At 61.1% G+C, this 13359-nt stretch carries 11 protein-coding genes and 1 pseudogene; 7 read left to right on the top strand and 5 right to left on the bottom strand.

Annotation, left to right across the window (positions count from 1 at the left end):
• Positions 1-134: pseudogene (locus MOV61_RS22600) on the bottom strand (cysteine desulfurase); the annotation flags it as partial.
• A gap of 241 nt (positions 135-375) precedes the next feature.
• Here MOV61_RS22600 and MOV61_RS22605 point away from each other — a divergent pair.
• A complete protein-coding gene (locus MOV61_RS22605; RefSeq protein WP_038542924.1) occupies positions 376-1053 on the top strand; it encodes an alpha/beta hydrolase in 678 nt (225 codons plus the stop codon).
• Between the two features lie 47 nt (positions 1054-1100).
• Here the strand turns inward: MOV61_RS22605 and MOV61_RS22610 are convergent, their stop codons facing one another.
• Positions 1101-2288: a GGDEF domain-containing protein gene (locus MOV61_RS22610; protein ID WP_051899714.1), complete on the bottom strand. Its 1188-nt coding sequence runs from the start codon at positions 2286-2288 to the stop codon at positions 1101-1103.
• Positions 2289-2558: 270 nt separating this feature from the next.
• Here MOV61_RS22610 and tyrS point away from each other — a divergent pair, with 270 nt between their 5' ends.
• The gene (tyrS, locus tag MOV61_RS22615; RefSeq protein WP_247138174.1) at positions 2559-3812 is read left to right on the top strand and encodes a tyrosine--tRNA ligase; all 1254 of its coding nucleotides are present in this window, start codon (positions 2559-2561) and stop codon (positions 3810-3812) included.
• Between the two features lie 50 nt (positions 3813-3862).
• On the opposite strand, the gene MOV61_RS22620 is transcribed toward tyrS, so the two are convergent.
• On the bottom strand, positions 3863-7267 hold the full coding sequence (locus tag MOV61_RS22620) for an AsmA-like C-terminal domain-containing protein (RefSeq protein ID WP_247138175.1): 3405 nt from the start codon (positions 7265-7267) through the stop codon (positions 3863-3865).
• Between the two features lie 124 nt (positions 7268-7391).
• Between MOV61_RS22620 and MOV61_RS22625 the strand changes: the two genes are divergently transcribed.
• The 5 genes from MOV61_RS22625 to MOV61_RS22645 all read left to right on the top strand — a co-directional run bounded on the left by MOV61_RS22625 (position 7392) and on the right by MOV61_RS22645 (position 12291).
• Positions 7392-7859: a peroxiredoxin gene (locus MOV61_RS22625; RefSeq protein ID WP_247138176.1), complete on the top strand. Its 468-nt coding sequence runs from the start codon at positions 7392-7394 to the stop codon at positions 7857-7859.
• 15 nt (positions 7860-7874) lie between these two features.
• Entirely contained in the window at positions 7875-8702 is an 828-nt protein-coding gene (locus MOV61_RS22630) for a ferritin-like domain-containing protein (RefSeq protein WP_247138177.1), read from the top strand.
• 92 nt (positions 8703-8794) lie between these two features.
• The gene (locus tag MOV61_RS22635) at positions 8795-10108 is read left to right on the top strand and encodes a M23 family metallopeptidase (RefSeq protein WP_247138178.1); all 1314 of its coding nucleotides are present in this window, start codon (positions 8795-8797) and stop codon (positions 10106-10108) included.
• A gap of 208 nt (positions 10109-10316) precedes the next feature.
• Complete coding sequence (locus MOV61_RS22640; protein ID WP_247138179.1) at positions 10317-11870, top strand: DEAD/DEAH box helicase; 1554 nt, start codon at positions 10317-10319, stop codon at positions 11868-11870.
• A 7-nt stretch (positions 11871-11877) separates the two neighbouring features.
• Positions 11878-12291, top strand: coding sequence for an NUDIX domain-containing protein (locus MOV61_RS22645; RefSeq protein ID WP_247138180.1), 414 nt, complete (start codon positions 11878-11880; stop codon positions 12289-12291).
• A gap of 181 nt (positions 12292-12472) precedes the next feature.
• Here the strand turns inward: MOV61_RS22645 and MOV61_RS22650 are convergent, their stop codons facing one another.
• Both MOV61_RS22650 and MOV61_RS22655 read right to left on the bottom strand, forming a co-directional pair.
• On the bottom strand, positions 12473-12799 hold the full coding sequence (locus MOV61_RS22650; RefSeq protein WP_247138181.1) for a TfoX/Sxy family protein: 327 nt from the start codon (positions 12797-12799) through the stop codon (positions 12473-12475).
• A gap of 4 nt (positions 12800-12803) precedes the next feature.
• Positions 12804-13359 (bottom strand): NTP transferase domain-containing protein (locus MOV61_RS22655; protein ID WP_247138182.1); only part of this gene is annotated, 556 nt, incomplete at its 5' end.

Genomic DNA, 13359 nt, shown 5'->3' on the forward strand with positions numbered 1-13359 from the left:
CGTGCCGCCCTGCCCTCGCCGTGAACCGACGAGGCGTTTCCCGGCAATTGCAACGCATCCAGCATGGCGGCGCGGGCCGGCGCGCTCAAGGGCGCGGTCGCGTTCCAGTCCAGATATGTGCGGTTCAGCGCCATTGCCTGATCGGCTTCCGTTTCTAGATAGATGTTGAATTACATATGGGCGGACGGGGGACCCGCATTTTCCTTGAAATTTCCGTCGGCCTTGCCGTAAGAGACATCGCATCGGGCGCGCATCCAGCATGCAGCCCAAAGTTTCGAATGGTTCTAAACTGAGTTTAGAAAAGCTGAGCGTCTTCGTCAAGTCAAACTCGACGTGATACTCGTTTGGAACCTGAACATATTGACCGGAGTACCGATGCCCGAAGTCATTTTCAACGGCCCAGCCGGCCGCCTTGAAGGTCGTTACCAGCCATCCAAGGAAAAGAGCGCCCCGATCGCCATCGTCCTGCACCCGCACCCGCAGTTTGGCGGCACGATGAACAACCAGATCGTCTACCAGCTCTTCTACATGTTCCAGAAGCGCGGTTTTACGACACTCCGGTTCAATTTCCGCAGCATCGGTCGCAGCCAGGGCGAATTCGACCACGGCGCCGGAGAGCTTTCGGATGCTGCCTCGGCGCTCGACTGGGTGCAGAGCCTGCATCCCGATTCGAAGAGCTGTTGGGTCGCGGGTTATTCCTTCGGCGCTTGGATCGGTATGCAGCTCCTGATGCGCCGTCCTGAGATCGAGGGTTTCATGTCGATCGCGCCGCAGCCGAACATCTACGACTTCTCGTTCCTTGCGCCCTGCCCGTCGTCCGGCCTGATCATCAACGGCGACAGCGACAAGGTGGCCCCCGAAAAGGACGTCAACGGGCTCGTGGAAAAGTTGAAGACGCAGAAGGGCATTCTGATCACCCATCGGATAGTCGAGGGCGCCAATCACTTCTTCAACGGCCAGGTGGACACGCTGATGGGCGAATGCGAGGATTATCTCGACCGCCGCCTCAACGGCGAATTGGTGCCTGAACCGGCAGCCAAGCGCATTCGCTGATCGCTTTCAAAAACTGTTGGCGAAAACGGCTGCTTCGGCGGCCGTTTTCATTTGACGGCTTTGATGGATTTCGGCTGCGGAGAGCCGATATGCCGCGCCTGCCTGACGCGGTTGCGGCCGGAGCGCTTGGCCTCGTAGAGAGCAGCATCAGCGTCTCGCATGGCTCCCGCAAGATCGCCTCCCGGCGCAAGTTCCGCCACGCCGAAACTTGCAGTCACGGCAAAGGAGGACGGGAGCGCGCTGACCGTTATTCCCATCGTTCCGCCCCGGAGCGCCTGCGCAAACAGCGTCGCCATGTCGAGCGTCGTACTGGGGATGAAGATCGCGAACTCCTCGCCGCCGATGCGGCCGACCACGGCATTCTTGGCGGCGCTCGTCTGCAACAGATCGCTGAAGGCCTGGATCACCAGATCACCACCGTGATGGCCGTAGGTGTCGTTGATGCGCTTGAAATGGTCGAGATCGCAGATGATCACCGCGTGCCCGGCCTTCGGCGCCAGCGCCATCGCCGCCTTGACGCCGTTCTCGAAGCCGCGGCGATTGGCAAGACCAGAAAGCGCGTCCTTCTCCGAATTGCTGCGCTCGTCCGCCATGATCTCCAGGACCAGAACCGACAGCAGCGTCAATCCGACCGCGACCATCAGCACGGCAGTCGAGCTTTGTGAGATCAGCGCGTAATTGGTGCCGATATAATCCTTGGCGGTCGTGCCCGCCCCCGCGATCACGGCAAGGCTCGCCTTTGCGAAAAAATGCAGGCCGGTCGCCAGCAGCAGATAACCAAGCGCCCGGTCGATCGCCAGCCGGCGGGTCGATGAAAAGATGGCCGCCGCACTCGAAAGGAGCGCCAAGGCAAACGGTGTCTGGTAGGAAAAGGCATGTGCGGCGGTTCCCCGAGGCAGGTCGTAGATCAGCAGGTCGAGGCAGATGCCCGTCACCAGGAAACAGCCTGCCCAGACAGGCGCGACCTTCCGGCCGTAGAGAGTGCCGATACCGACCCTGAGCAAGGTCATGCCGCAGAGCACCGATGCGAAAGCGCAGATTGCCCAGAATTTCGTGAGATACGCATAGGCGACCAGCAACTCACAGACTGACGAGAGCGAGGCGATGGTAAAAGCGGCGGCAAACCAGAGCGCAGCCGTCCGCGAGCGGCTGCGCGTGGAAACCACAACAAAAACCGCACCGAAACACATGGCGATGATAAAATTCACCGCGAGGAAAAAGGCAGCCCCGTTCATCAGCCCATCAATGCAGGAGACCTGCACACCACCCGATTATCGCGTCCCGGGCCGGATGTTAAAAGCCCATGGAACAAGAAACCGTTAATGCATAACCTGTCCTTCTTGCACCTGCTATTGCGTCCTGCGGAAATTGCAAGGTTCCCTGTTGGCCGCCGCCCATTCGTCGCGCTGATCACACCCAACATCACTTTTGAAGTGATTACCGGCAAAAACAGTGCTAGAGGCGCGGCCACATATCCCAGAACCCACCCTGCCCAGAGTTAGATCATGTCCAGGTTCAAGTCCGATTTCCTCCGCACGCTCGACGAGCGCGGTTTCATCCACCAGGTTTCCGACGAGACCGGGCTCGACGAACTGTTTTCGAAGGAAATCGTCACCGGCTATATCGGTTTCGACCCAACGGCGCCGAGCCTGCACGCCGGCAGCCTGATCCAGATCATGATGCTGCACTGGATGCAGCAGACCGGCCACCGGCCAATCTCGCTGATGGGCGGCGGCACCGGCATGGTCGGCGATCCTTCGTTCAAGGACGAAGCGCGCCAGCTGATGACCGTCGACACGATCGAAGGCAACATCGCCTCGATAAAGCGCGTCTTCGCGAACTACCTCGCCTATGGCGAAGGTCCGAAGGACGCACTGATGATCAACAATGCCGACTGGCTGCGCAGCCTCAACTACCTCGAGTTCCTGCGCGACGTCGGCCGGCACTTCTCTGTCAACCGGATGCTGTCGTTCGAGAGCGTCAAGACGCGCCTCGATCGTGAGCAGTCGCTATCCTTCCTGGAATTCAACTACATGATCCTCCAGGCCTATGACTTTGTGGAACTCGCCAAGCGGACCGGCTGCCGGCTGCAGATGGGCGGCTCGGATCAGTGGGGGAATATCGTCAACGGTATCGACCTCGGTCACCGTATGGGGACGCAGCAGCTTTTTGCGCTGACTTCGCCGCTCCTGACCACGTCCTCCGGTGCCAAGATGGGCAAATCGGCGACGGGCGCCATCTGGCTCAACCCGGACATGCTGTCGGCCTATGATTTCTGGCAATACTGGCGCAATACCGAGGATGCGGACGTTCCCCGCTTCCTGAAGCTCTACACGACGCTGCCGATGGACGAGATTGCCAGGCTTTCAGCGCTCGGCGGCTCGGAGATCAACGAGGTCAAGAAGATCCTCGCAACCGAGATCACGGCCATCCTGCACGGTCGCACAGCTGCGGAAGAAGCAGCGGAGACCGCCCGTAAGACGTTCGAGGAAGGCGCGCTTTCAGAAAACCTGCCGTCGGTCGAGGTTCCCACTGCCGATCTCGAAGCCGGGATCGGGCTCCTATCGCTGATCGTGCGCGCCGGCCTTTCCGGTTCGAACGGCGAAGCGCGCCGTCACGTCCAGGGCGGCGCCGTGCGCATCAACGATCAGGCCGTCAGCGACGAACGCATGACCATCGGCACCGGCGAGATCACCGGCGACGGCGTCATCAAGCTCTCGCTCGGCAAGAAGAAGCACATCCTGGTGCGCCCCGCCTAAGCCGAGCATCTCGATAACAAGTTGAAACGGGCCGCGACGAGCGGCTCTTTTTATTGGAACTCGAAAATCTGCCGGAAGATGCCGGGCGCGATCAGCGACAGCGGGTTCACGGTCAGCCTCGGCTTTTCGAACGGACCTTCGAGCTTGAAGGTGATGCCGAGCAGGCCGCGATCGCGGCCGTTGCCGAGAATGGCACCGATCAGCGGCAGCTCGCCGAACAGGCGGTTCAGGCCGTAGGCCGGCATGAACGTCCCGGTCATCTCCATATTGCCCTTGGCATCGCGCACCAGGCCCTGGAAGGTCGCACCAATCTGCTCGCCGCGCACGACGCCGTTTTCTATGGCAAACGAGCCGTTCCGATAAAGCAGGCTTGCAAAGCCGCGCTGGAATTTGGCCGAATTGACGTCGATGTTCTTTTTCGTGGCCGTGTTCAGGCTGCGGCCCTCCTGGTCCGGGGTCGCAACGAGAGACTGGAGTTTGGCCTCGTTGACCAGCGCGAAATTGCGCAGATCGATGGCACCGGTCCACGCATCGCCCTGCGCCTTCAAGCGCAGGTTCAGGAGGCCGCCGCGCATGTTGTCGTAGAGGTTCATGAAGCGGATGATCGCGCCGGCATCGCCGCTGGTGATGGAAATCGTGTCGCCCGCATTCATCTCGCTGACGACCGCCTGTCCGCTTTCCGTCGAGCCGGAAAAATCCGCCGCCGAAATATTGCCGCTACGGCTTGAAAACAGGAACGACACATTCGAGAGCGTCTGGTCATTGAACCCGATCATGCGGTCGAGCTTACCTCGCACGGTGGCGTTGCTCGTATCGTCGCCCGCGCGTTTGGCGCCGCTGCCGCTCTTTCCGCCTGCCCGGATCTTGGTGACGACGGGCCGCATATCGACGACGGAGCCGCTGATCGAGACGTCGAAATTGCCCTTGGTGCGTTTGACGCTCACCGCATAATTGTCGGACGGTGAGAGCTGCATATGCGAAAAGTCCGCCGACGTCAGGCTGCCGCCATTGAGCGCGAAGCTCCCGCGCGCGCCAAACCCGTCGCCGGAGAGTTCGAAATTGCGGATATCGGAACGTTCTCCGGTGTCAGACAACTCGAATTGCGCCTTGGCCGGAATGCCGCCGCCCTTGGTCCAGCCGAGCCACGGGATGGAAAGCGTTGCTCGGCTGAGATCGAGCGAGACGGATTGGCGAGTTTCGTCGATCCGCGTCAACTGAGCCGTCACCGGCCCGTCGATCACGTCGGAGAGACCCGGCGCGAGTTTTTCCCGCTGATCGTTGTTGAGGACGGTCTTGACGATCCGCTCGCGCTTGACCGACGACGCCGGACCGACTGGTTCGACCAGTGTGATATCGGCCGGCACATCATCGATCGTCCCCTTGGCGACAAGCCGTGCCGCCAGGTTGTCGATGTCGAGCGTGCCATCCAGGCCGCCGATCTTGCGGCCGGAAAACTGCGGGCCGAGATCGATGTCGTCCAGATCGATATGGGCACTCCAGGTGGGTTTCGGCGGATTGTGCGCCAGGATCAGCCCCATATGGGCCTTGAGGTCGACGCGCGCGTGACCGGAAAAATCCTCCGGCTTGAACTCGGTCCCCTTCAGCGCATTGATCGGCCGGAAATTCGCAAGCTCCGTCATCGCATCGGCCGGCCCCGCAATCTTAAGCGAAAGGTCCGCCATCAGCGGTTTTACATAGGTCGAGGGGATCGAGAACCGGCCGCCTTCAACGGCGACGAACCGACCGGATGGAAAGAAGGAAGATGCGCGTGCAATATCGACCTGCATCACCTCGCCCTTCAAGTCGAAACGGCCATCGATGTCGCGTAGCGGAGGCACGTCGCCCGGCAGGTTGATCCGGGTATTGGCGAGATCAAAACCGATCTGCAGTTCGTTCTTGTCGAGCTCCATCGGAATGCCCGGCCCCTTCATCCGGCCGGCCGGAATGAAGACGGCGATCGAGCCATTGGTGATGGTGCCGCCGAACATGTTGTCCATGACCCAATCGCGCGGCTTGCGGGCCATCCAGAACGGCCAGAGCTGCTTGACGCCGGTCACTTCCATATGCGGCAGCTGCGCCCCGAAACTGATCTCGGGAGACTGGTTGCCGAACCGCACTTTGAGAGATCCGGCCATGCGGCCGAGAGGGCTGGAAACCGCCATCTCATCGAACTGAAGCGCGCGATCTGCCGACAGGTATCGCCCATTCGCCTTGAGATCGAAGCGGGCGGGCTGCTCGCTTGCCGAGGCGCCGACGGCTGTTGCGCCGCTGATCAGAACATCGAGGCCGAACCCTGGACGCTTGTCGTCCGGATTGAGCCGGCTGAGATCGATCACCGCGCCGGTGAACGGCAGGATTGTCGGCCCGAAACGGACCTCGGATTTCAGCAGCTCGATCGAGTTCTTCGCGAAATCATAGGCCACGTTGATATTGGCACCGCTCAAAGTCTGCTGGATACCATCGAAGTAAAAATGGCCGGGAGACTGGCGAAGCGTCGCGGTGATGGCGGGCTTTGCAGCCTCACGTGAGCGAACCGCCGAAAGATCGAGATCGAGGGAGCCTTCGATCCCCTCGCGCGGCTGACCATCCTCGGTTCGCTGTAGCATGAAAGATGTCACCTCGAGGCCCGTCAGCTTGGCCGAGAGCGACGACGTAACCCCTTCGATGGTCTTCGACGCTGCGATGAGGGCGGCTTTGCGGCCGTTGAGGCTGATCGCGCCGTTGATCACCACCTCGCCTTCGGCGCTGCGCGTCAGTTCGAGATCGTCGACGACCAGCATGATCGGCTTGCGTCCGGGCGCTGCCGGCAAGAGGATCTCTATTCCGGCGATGCTGACGGAGCCGGTCCCGGTTCGCTCGATGAGTGCCTTGGCTTCATCGAGACGCTGGAAAATCTCCTCCAGCAGAGCCGGCATGGCATCGACGCGAACTTCCGAGATCGGCAACGGATCGCCGGAGGGCAATTGCGCCGTGTCGAGACGGATATTTTCCGCCTCCATATGCTTGATCGACACGCGGCCGCCGAGAAGCGCTAGCGGATCGACGGCCATGCGCATGGCGCCGGCACGGCTCAGATGTTCGCCGGTCGCCCGTTCGACGATATCGACGTCACGCGCTTCCAGCGCAAGGCGTAACCTCGAATCGAAACGGATGGCGGTCGAGCCGACGGAAGCGACGTAACGTGGACCGATGGCATTGTTGATGGCGCTCTGGGCACGCGACGAAAGCGTGCTGTCGACCATGCCGCCCTCGATCGCGAAAACGGCGCTGCCGATCGCAATAAACACCAGCAGGAGGAAAAACAGCACCGTCTTGCCGACTCGTTTGCCTCGCCGGCTCGGCGGCGGGCAGTGCACGATAATCGGATCCTCGACCTGTGCGGAGGGTAATTCATGCAGCGGAATGATTTCTTTCCGACTGAAACTGACCCTTTCTCCGCGAATTTCCGATACCAAGTTGAGGACTCATCTTTCTGCATTCGTCGTCGGGCCGGGCGCGACCGCTCTGGACGTCGCTCGGGCGACTATATACCGATTGTGGCGAATATCATCCACGATACCGGCGAAAGAAAGGAAATCCATGGCCGATTTGACCATTGGCGACATTGCACCGGACTTCGACCTTCCGCGCGACGGCGGCGGCTCCGTTTCCCTCAAGGCGTTCGCGGGCAAACCGGTCGTCCTCTATTTCTATCCCAAAGACGACACCGAAGCTTGCACCAAGGAGGCGATCTCGTTCACGGGCCTCTTGCCGGAATTCGAAAAGGCGGGCGCGCCAGTCATCGGCGTGTCGCCCGACAGCATCAAGAAGCATGACAAGTTCGCCAAGAAGCATGGCCTTTCGGTCATCCTGGCGGCTGACGAAGACACTGCCCTTGCCAATCTTTACGGCGTCTGGAAGGAGAAGAGCATGTATGGCCGGACCTATATGGGCGTGGAACGCACGACCTTCCTGATCGGCGCGGACGGTCGCATCGCCCGGATCTGGTCGAAGGTGAAGGTAAAAGGCCATGCCGAGGAGGTGCTTGAAAGCCTCAAGGCGCTATAGGCAGGAGACAAATCGATGTCGGGCGAGTTTTCGATCACGTCGCTGAGGGGCGGCGCAACGGCGGCAATCCGGTCGGCCGACCTCGATATCAAGACGCGGCTGGCGCAGGAGACCGCCAGCCGGTGGTTCGAGCGGCGGCTGTCGCTCCGTTCTCCACTCGATCCACCCCTCCCCGAACGTCCCGGCCGGCCGGTAAAGCCCGAGCTGGTGCCGCCGAAGGCGGTCGGCAAACGCTCATTGCATACCGTCAACGGCCGGATCGCAACGCTGCATGCGATCGCCCATATCGAGCTCAATGCCGTCGACCTGGCACTCGACATCGTCGCCCGGTTTGCGACGGAGCCAGTACCGAATTCCTTTTTCGACGGATGGATGCAGGTGGCTTTCGAAGAGGCGAAACACTTTCGCATGGTGCGGGCCCGGCTGAACGAGATGGGTGCCGACTATGGCGACATGCCGGCCCATGACGGGCTGTGGCAGGCGGCCCATTCCACGCGCAACGACCTTACTGCCCGCCTTGCCGTCGTGCCGCTCATTCTCGAGGCGCGCGGTCTCGACGTGACCCCATCCCTGCAGGCGAAGATGCGCGAGACCGGCGATCTCGAAAGCGCGGCCATCCTCGACGTCATCTACAACGATGAAAAAGGACATGTGGCGATCGGCGCAAAATGGTTCCGCTTTCTCTGCGCCCGCGAGCGCAAGGATCCGGCAGCGACGTTCCAGCAGCTGGTGCGCGCCAATTTCCGCGGATCGCTGAAAGCGCCGTTCAACGATATCGCCCGGGCCGAGGCGGGCCTGACGCCGTCATTCTACAGGTCGCTAACCTCCACCAGCTACGCCTGAACGCCTGGATTAAAGTGTTCGTTAACCATATCCATGTGTAATCCCGACAATGGGAACAGCGGCCGAACGAGTCGCATCTCCGGGAGATCCGCGTGGCGAAGGGAACCGAAAGCCGGGTGTTTGGGAAACGGGCGCCTCAGCACGTTCTCATTTTCGCCAGCGGTGAAAAGATCCGCCACATGACCATCCGGCCCTGGATGGCGGCATTGACCTTCTGTTTTCTCGGTGTTTTCGCAATCGGCTATCTTGGCGCCACCTCTTATCTGGTGATCCGCGACGACCTGATTGGCGCGACCATGGCGCGTCAGGCCCGCATGCAATACGATTACGAGGACCGGATCGCGGCGCTGCGCGCCCAACTCGACCGGATCACCTCGCGCCAGCTCCTCGACCAGCAGGTGGTCGAGCAGAAGGTCGAGAAGCTGCTGGAACAGCAGAACGCCCTGTTTTCGCGCCACGGCAAGCTGGGTTCTCTTTTGAACCGCGCCGAGGAATCCGGCCTAACGACACCCGAAACACCGACGCCGCCCATGCTCCAGCCGCCGACCCAGGAACGCCAGGCTTCGCTTTCCGGCGGCAGCGGCGGCGTCCAGGCGATCGAGAAGCTGCTCTCCGGCAAGACTTCCGCCACCCCGCTCCAGGCGCCAACTGCGCTCGGTTATGCGCCTCTGCGCGAAAACATCGCCGACCGCGCCGACCGGGTTTTCTCTAAGGTGACGCTGTCGCTGAAGAACATCGAGAAGGAGCAGCTTGCCAAGATCGCCGACCTGACGACCGGCGCTTCGGAAACAGCAGACGCGATCGCCGCGATCCTGAAGCGGACCGGTGTCGAAGTGGCATCCGCAGACAATGGTGCTGAAGATGCCACGGACGGCGTCGGCGGCCCCTATGTCGCACCGCAGACCAATATCGGCGCCTTCGATGCCTCGCTCGACGAACTCGATGCGGCGCTCAGCCGGCTGGAAAACGTGCGCGAGACGGCGCGAGACCTGCCCTTCGGCAATCCCGCCCCCGGCCGGCCGGTCACCAGCCGCTACGGCAACCGCATAGATCCTTTCCTCGGCCGGATGGCGCTGCATGCAGGCATCGATTTCCAGGCCTCCACCGGCGACGACGTAAAAAGCACCGGCTCCGGCAAGGTAATCTCGGCGGGTGCTGCCAGCGGTTACGGCAACATGGTCGAGATCGACCATGGCCAGGGCATCACCACCCGCTACGGTCACATGTCGAAAATCCTGGTGAAGGAAGGCGACGAGGTTGCCGCCGGAGAGGTGATCGGCAGGGCAGGCTCGACCGGCCGTTCCACCGGCCCGCACGTCCACTACGAGGTCCGCCGAGACGGCAATCCGATCGATCCCGTGCACTTCCTCAATGCCGGCATGAAGCTCACCACCTACCTCAATTGAGGTAAGCTGCCCGCCAAAAGGCAATTCTTCGCCCGCAGAACGATAGCCGGCTTGGTCAACGGCGATCTTCATTCACCAATCCGGCGGCCAATCGCCTTGCTTTCCTTGACTTTTGGACATTTTGGTCCTATGTCGCGGCCAGTTGTCGGCCAGCATGCGTCGACTCCCATAGTGTTCGCATAGAACCGGAACGGAAACAGAATTCCCTTTGACCACATTTGCTGATCTTGGCCTGAGCCAGAAAGTCCTCTCCGCTGTCACCGACGCGGGTTATACGATCCCCACGCCGATCCAGGCAGGGGCAATCCCGCATGCTCTGCAGCGCCGCGATATCTGCGGCATCGCACAGACCGGCACGGGCAAGACGGCCTCCTTCGTTCTCCCGATGCTGACGCTTCTGGAAAAGGGCCGAGCTCGCGCTCGCATGCCGCGGACGCTGATCCTCGAGCCGACCCGCGAACTCGCCGCCCAGGTCGCCGAAAATTTTGAAAAATACGGCAAGAACCACAAGCTCAACGTCGCGTTGCTGATCGGCGGCGTGTCCTTCGACGACCAGGACCGTAAGCTGGAACGGGGCGCCGACGTGCTGATCTGCACCCCCGGCCGCCTGCTCGACCACTGCGAGCGCGGCAAGCTGCTGATGACCGGTGTCGAAATTCTAGTCATCGACGAGGCCGACCGCATGCTCGACATGGGCTTCATTCCGGATATTGAGCGGATCGCCAAGATGATCCCCTTCACCCGGCAGACGTTGTTCTTCTCGGCCACCATGCCGCCGGAAATTCAGAAGCTTGCGGACCGCTTCCTGCAGAACCCGGAACGGATCGAAGTCGCCAAGCCTTCCACCACCGCCAAGACCGTGACGCAGCGCCTCGTCGCCTCGCACAACAAGGATTACGAGAAGCGCGCCGTGCTGCGCGAACTCATCAAGGCGCAGGACGATCTCAAGAACGCAATCATCTTCTGCAATCGCAAGGTCGATGTCGCCGATCTTTTCCGTTCGCTCGAGCGGCACGGCTTCTCGGTCGGCGCGCTGCATGGCGACATGGACCAGCGCTCGCGCACGACGATGCTGCAGAATTTCCGCGACGGCAATATCCAGCTGCTGGTCGCCTCCGACGTTGCCGCACGCGGCCTCGACCTGCCCGACGTCGGCCATGTCTTCAACTTCGATGTGCCAATCCATGCGGAAGACTATGTCCACCGCATCGGCCGCACCGGACGCGCCGGCCGCTCGGGCCGCGCGTTTACCCTCGTTACCCGCTCCGACACCAAATATCTCGCTGCCATCGAGAATCTCATCAATGAGAAGATCGAATGGCTGAACGGCGACATTTCGGCACTTCCCGCGCCGATGGAAAGCCATGAGAGCGAACGCGGTGGCCGCAAGGGTCGCGATCGTGATAAGGACCGCGGCCGCGGCAGACGAAGCGATTCGGGACGTGCTGATTCCGTGCGCGGCGATTCGAGTCACAAGGCTGACACGAAGAGCCAGGATAATCAGATTGAAGCAGTCGAAGAGGCATTTGTGGAAGCTAGGGTGGAAAACGTGAAACCGGAACGCAAGGCAGACAGGAAGCCGCAGAACAATAGCGGCAACCGCAATTCGCGGCCGACACCTGCACCGGCACCCGCAAACGACGACAATCGCGAGCGTCGCCAGCGTTACCACCGCGATCACGACGATGGCCCAACCCCGGTCGGCTTCGGCGACGATATTCCGGCTTTCATGCTGATCGTTGCAAACGGCGGCAAGGCTTAAGACTTCCGTGCCGAGACCCGGCATTGATTTCCCGGGCGTCGGCACTGGGCTTGTGATCATGCGCGACGACGGCAAGGTTCTGCTTTGCCGTCGCCTGAAGGCGCCGGAAGCGGGCTTCTGGAACATTGTCGGCGGCAAGGTCGATCCGATGGAGCCCTCGTCGCAAGCCGCCCGCCGCGAAGCGGAAGAAGAAACCGGCCTGAAAATCGGCAGGGTCGAGCTTCTTTGCACGGCCGAAGAGATCATCGAAGCCGATCGGCAGCACTGGGTTTCGCTGATCTATATCACCCGCGACTTTACGGGCGAGCCTTCGCTCACGGAGCCAGATAAACTGTCGGACATCGGCTGGTTCGATCCTCATCACCCGCCTCAACCGCTTTCGGCCTTTTCTGCCAGGGCCTTTTCATATCTCCCAAAATAAGTGCAAACGAAAACCGCTCCGGAGAACCGAAGCGGTCGACTTGATGAAATCATTTTGACAGAATTTCCGGATGCAAGCTTACCGAGAGATTCGGCGGCCGACGTCCCTCAATATGAGGTGGACGGTATGTGCTTCGGACCCTGTCGAGCAAGATGCGAAATCTAGCACTCGGAATCGAAGTTCAGGATTTGGAGTTCGCTCGCACGGCGGCTTCGAAAGCCAGCCGCACCCATTTGCGCATCTCGTCGGGATCGTCGAAGGCTTCTTCAGGCACCGACCAATAAGGCATCAGCACGGTTTTCCCCTTCTTTCCCTCATAAAACCATTGCTTGGCACCGGCGCCTTCGAATTCCGGTGCACTCACCGCATCGGCTTTCAGCATGATCTCGCCGCGCAGGTCGATCGCAACGATCAAACCATCGTGATAGATGCCCTTGCCGCCGAACATGCGGCGGATCGAGACCGGGCCGAGCCCCTCGAACATTTCCTCGATGTCGGGATTGTCCATTCGCTTACCTTTTCAAAATCCCGCCGGCGGCTGTTACCGCTTCGGGCGTATCGACGTCCAGATGCGCGGCAGGGCCGATATCCACATCGACCACCGAAAGTCCTGAATTCTCGATGATCGCACGAGCGCCGACATCGCCTTCCAGCCGCAATACGGCATCATAGGCTACTCGCGGCAGAATGATCGGGTTGCCACGTTTTCCGTCCGACACCGAACGGACCACGACACCGCCGCCGGCTTCCCGGAAGGCGGCGATCAGCATGTTCAGATGCTCCGTCGTGACGCCCGGCATGTCGGCCAGCATGACCAGAATGCCGTCTTTCTGCGCCAGTTCCGGACTTGAGAAACCGGCAACCAGCGAGCTTGCCATACCGGAGGCATAGTCCGGATTAAAGTGAGAGCGGATGCCGAGGCCGGACAGCGCCATCTCGATCTCGTCGCGCCGATGACCGGTCACCGCGACGACGGGCGAGGCCTGCGACGCCAGCAGCACTCCAGCGGTGCGGCGGACGAGCGGAACGCCGTCGAATTCGGCGAGCAGCTTGTGCGGCCCGTCCTTG

The sequence above is a fragment of the Neorhizobium sp. BETTINA12A genome (assembly GCF_023006485.1).
GTDB lineage: Bacteria > Pseudomonadota > Alphaproteobacteria > Rhizobiales > Rhizobiaceae > Neorhizobium.

What these genes read in the sequence shown, in the direction of transcription:
- MOV61_RS22610 (WP_051899714.1), bottom strand. Translation starts at nt 2,288, where the DNA reads ATGAACGGGGCTGCCTTTTTCCTCGCGGTGAATTTTATCATCGCCATG.
- tyrS (WP_247138174.1), top strand. Translation starts at nt 2,559, where the DNA reads ATGTCCAGGTTCAAGTCCGATTTCCTCCGCACGCTCGACGAGCGCGGT.
- MOV61_RS22650 (WP_247138181.1), bottom strand. Translation starts at nt 12,799, where the DNA reads ATGGACAATCCCGACATCGAGGAAATGTTCGAGGGGCTCGGCCCGGTC.
- MOV61_RS22605 (WP_038542924.1), top strand. Translation starts at nt 376, where the DNA reads ATGCCCGAAGTCATTTTCAACGGCCCAGCCGGCCGCCTTGAAGGTCGT.
- MOV61_RS22625 (WP_247138176.1), top strand. Translation starts at nt 7,392, where the DNA reads ATGGCCGATTTGACCATTGGCGACATTGCACCGGACTTCGACCTTCCG.
- MOV61_RS22630 (WP_247138177.1), top strand. Translation starts at nt 7,875, where the DNA reads ATGTCGGGCGAGTTTTCGATCACGTCGCTGAGGGGCGGCGCAACGGCG.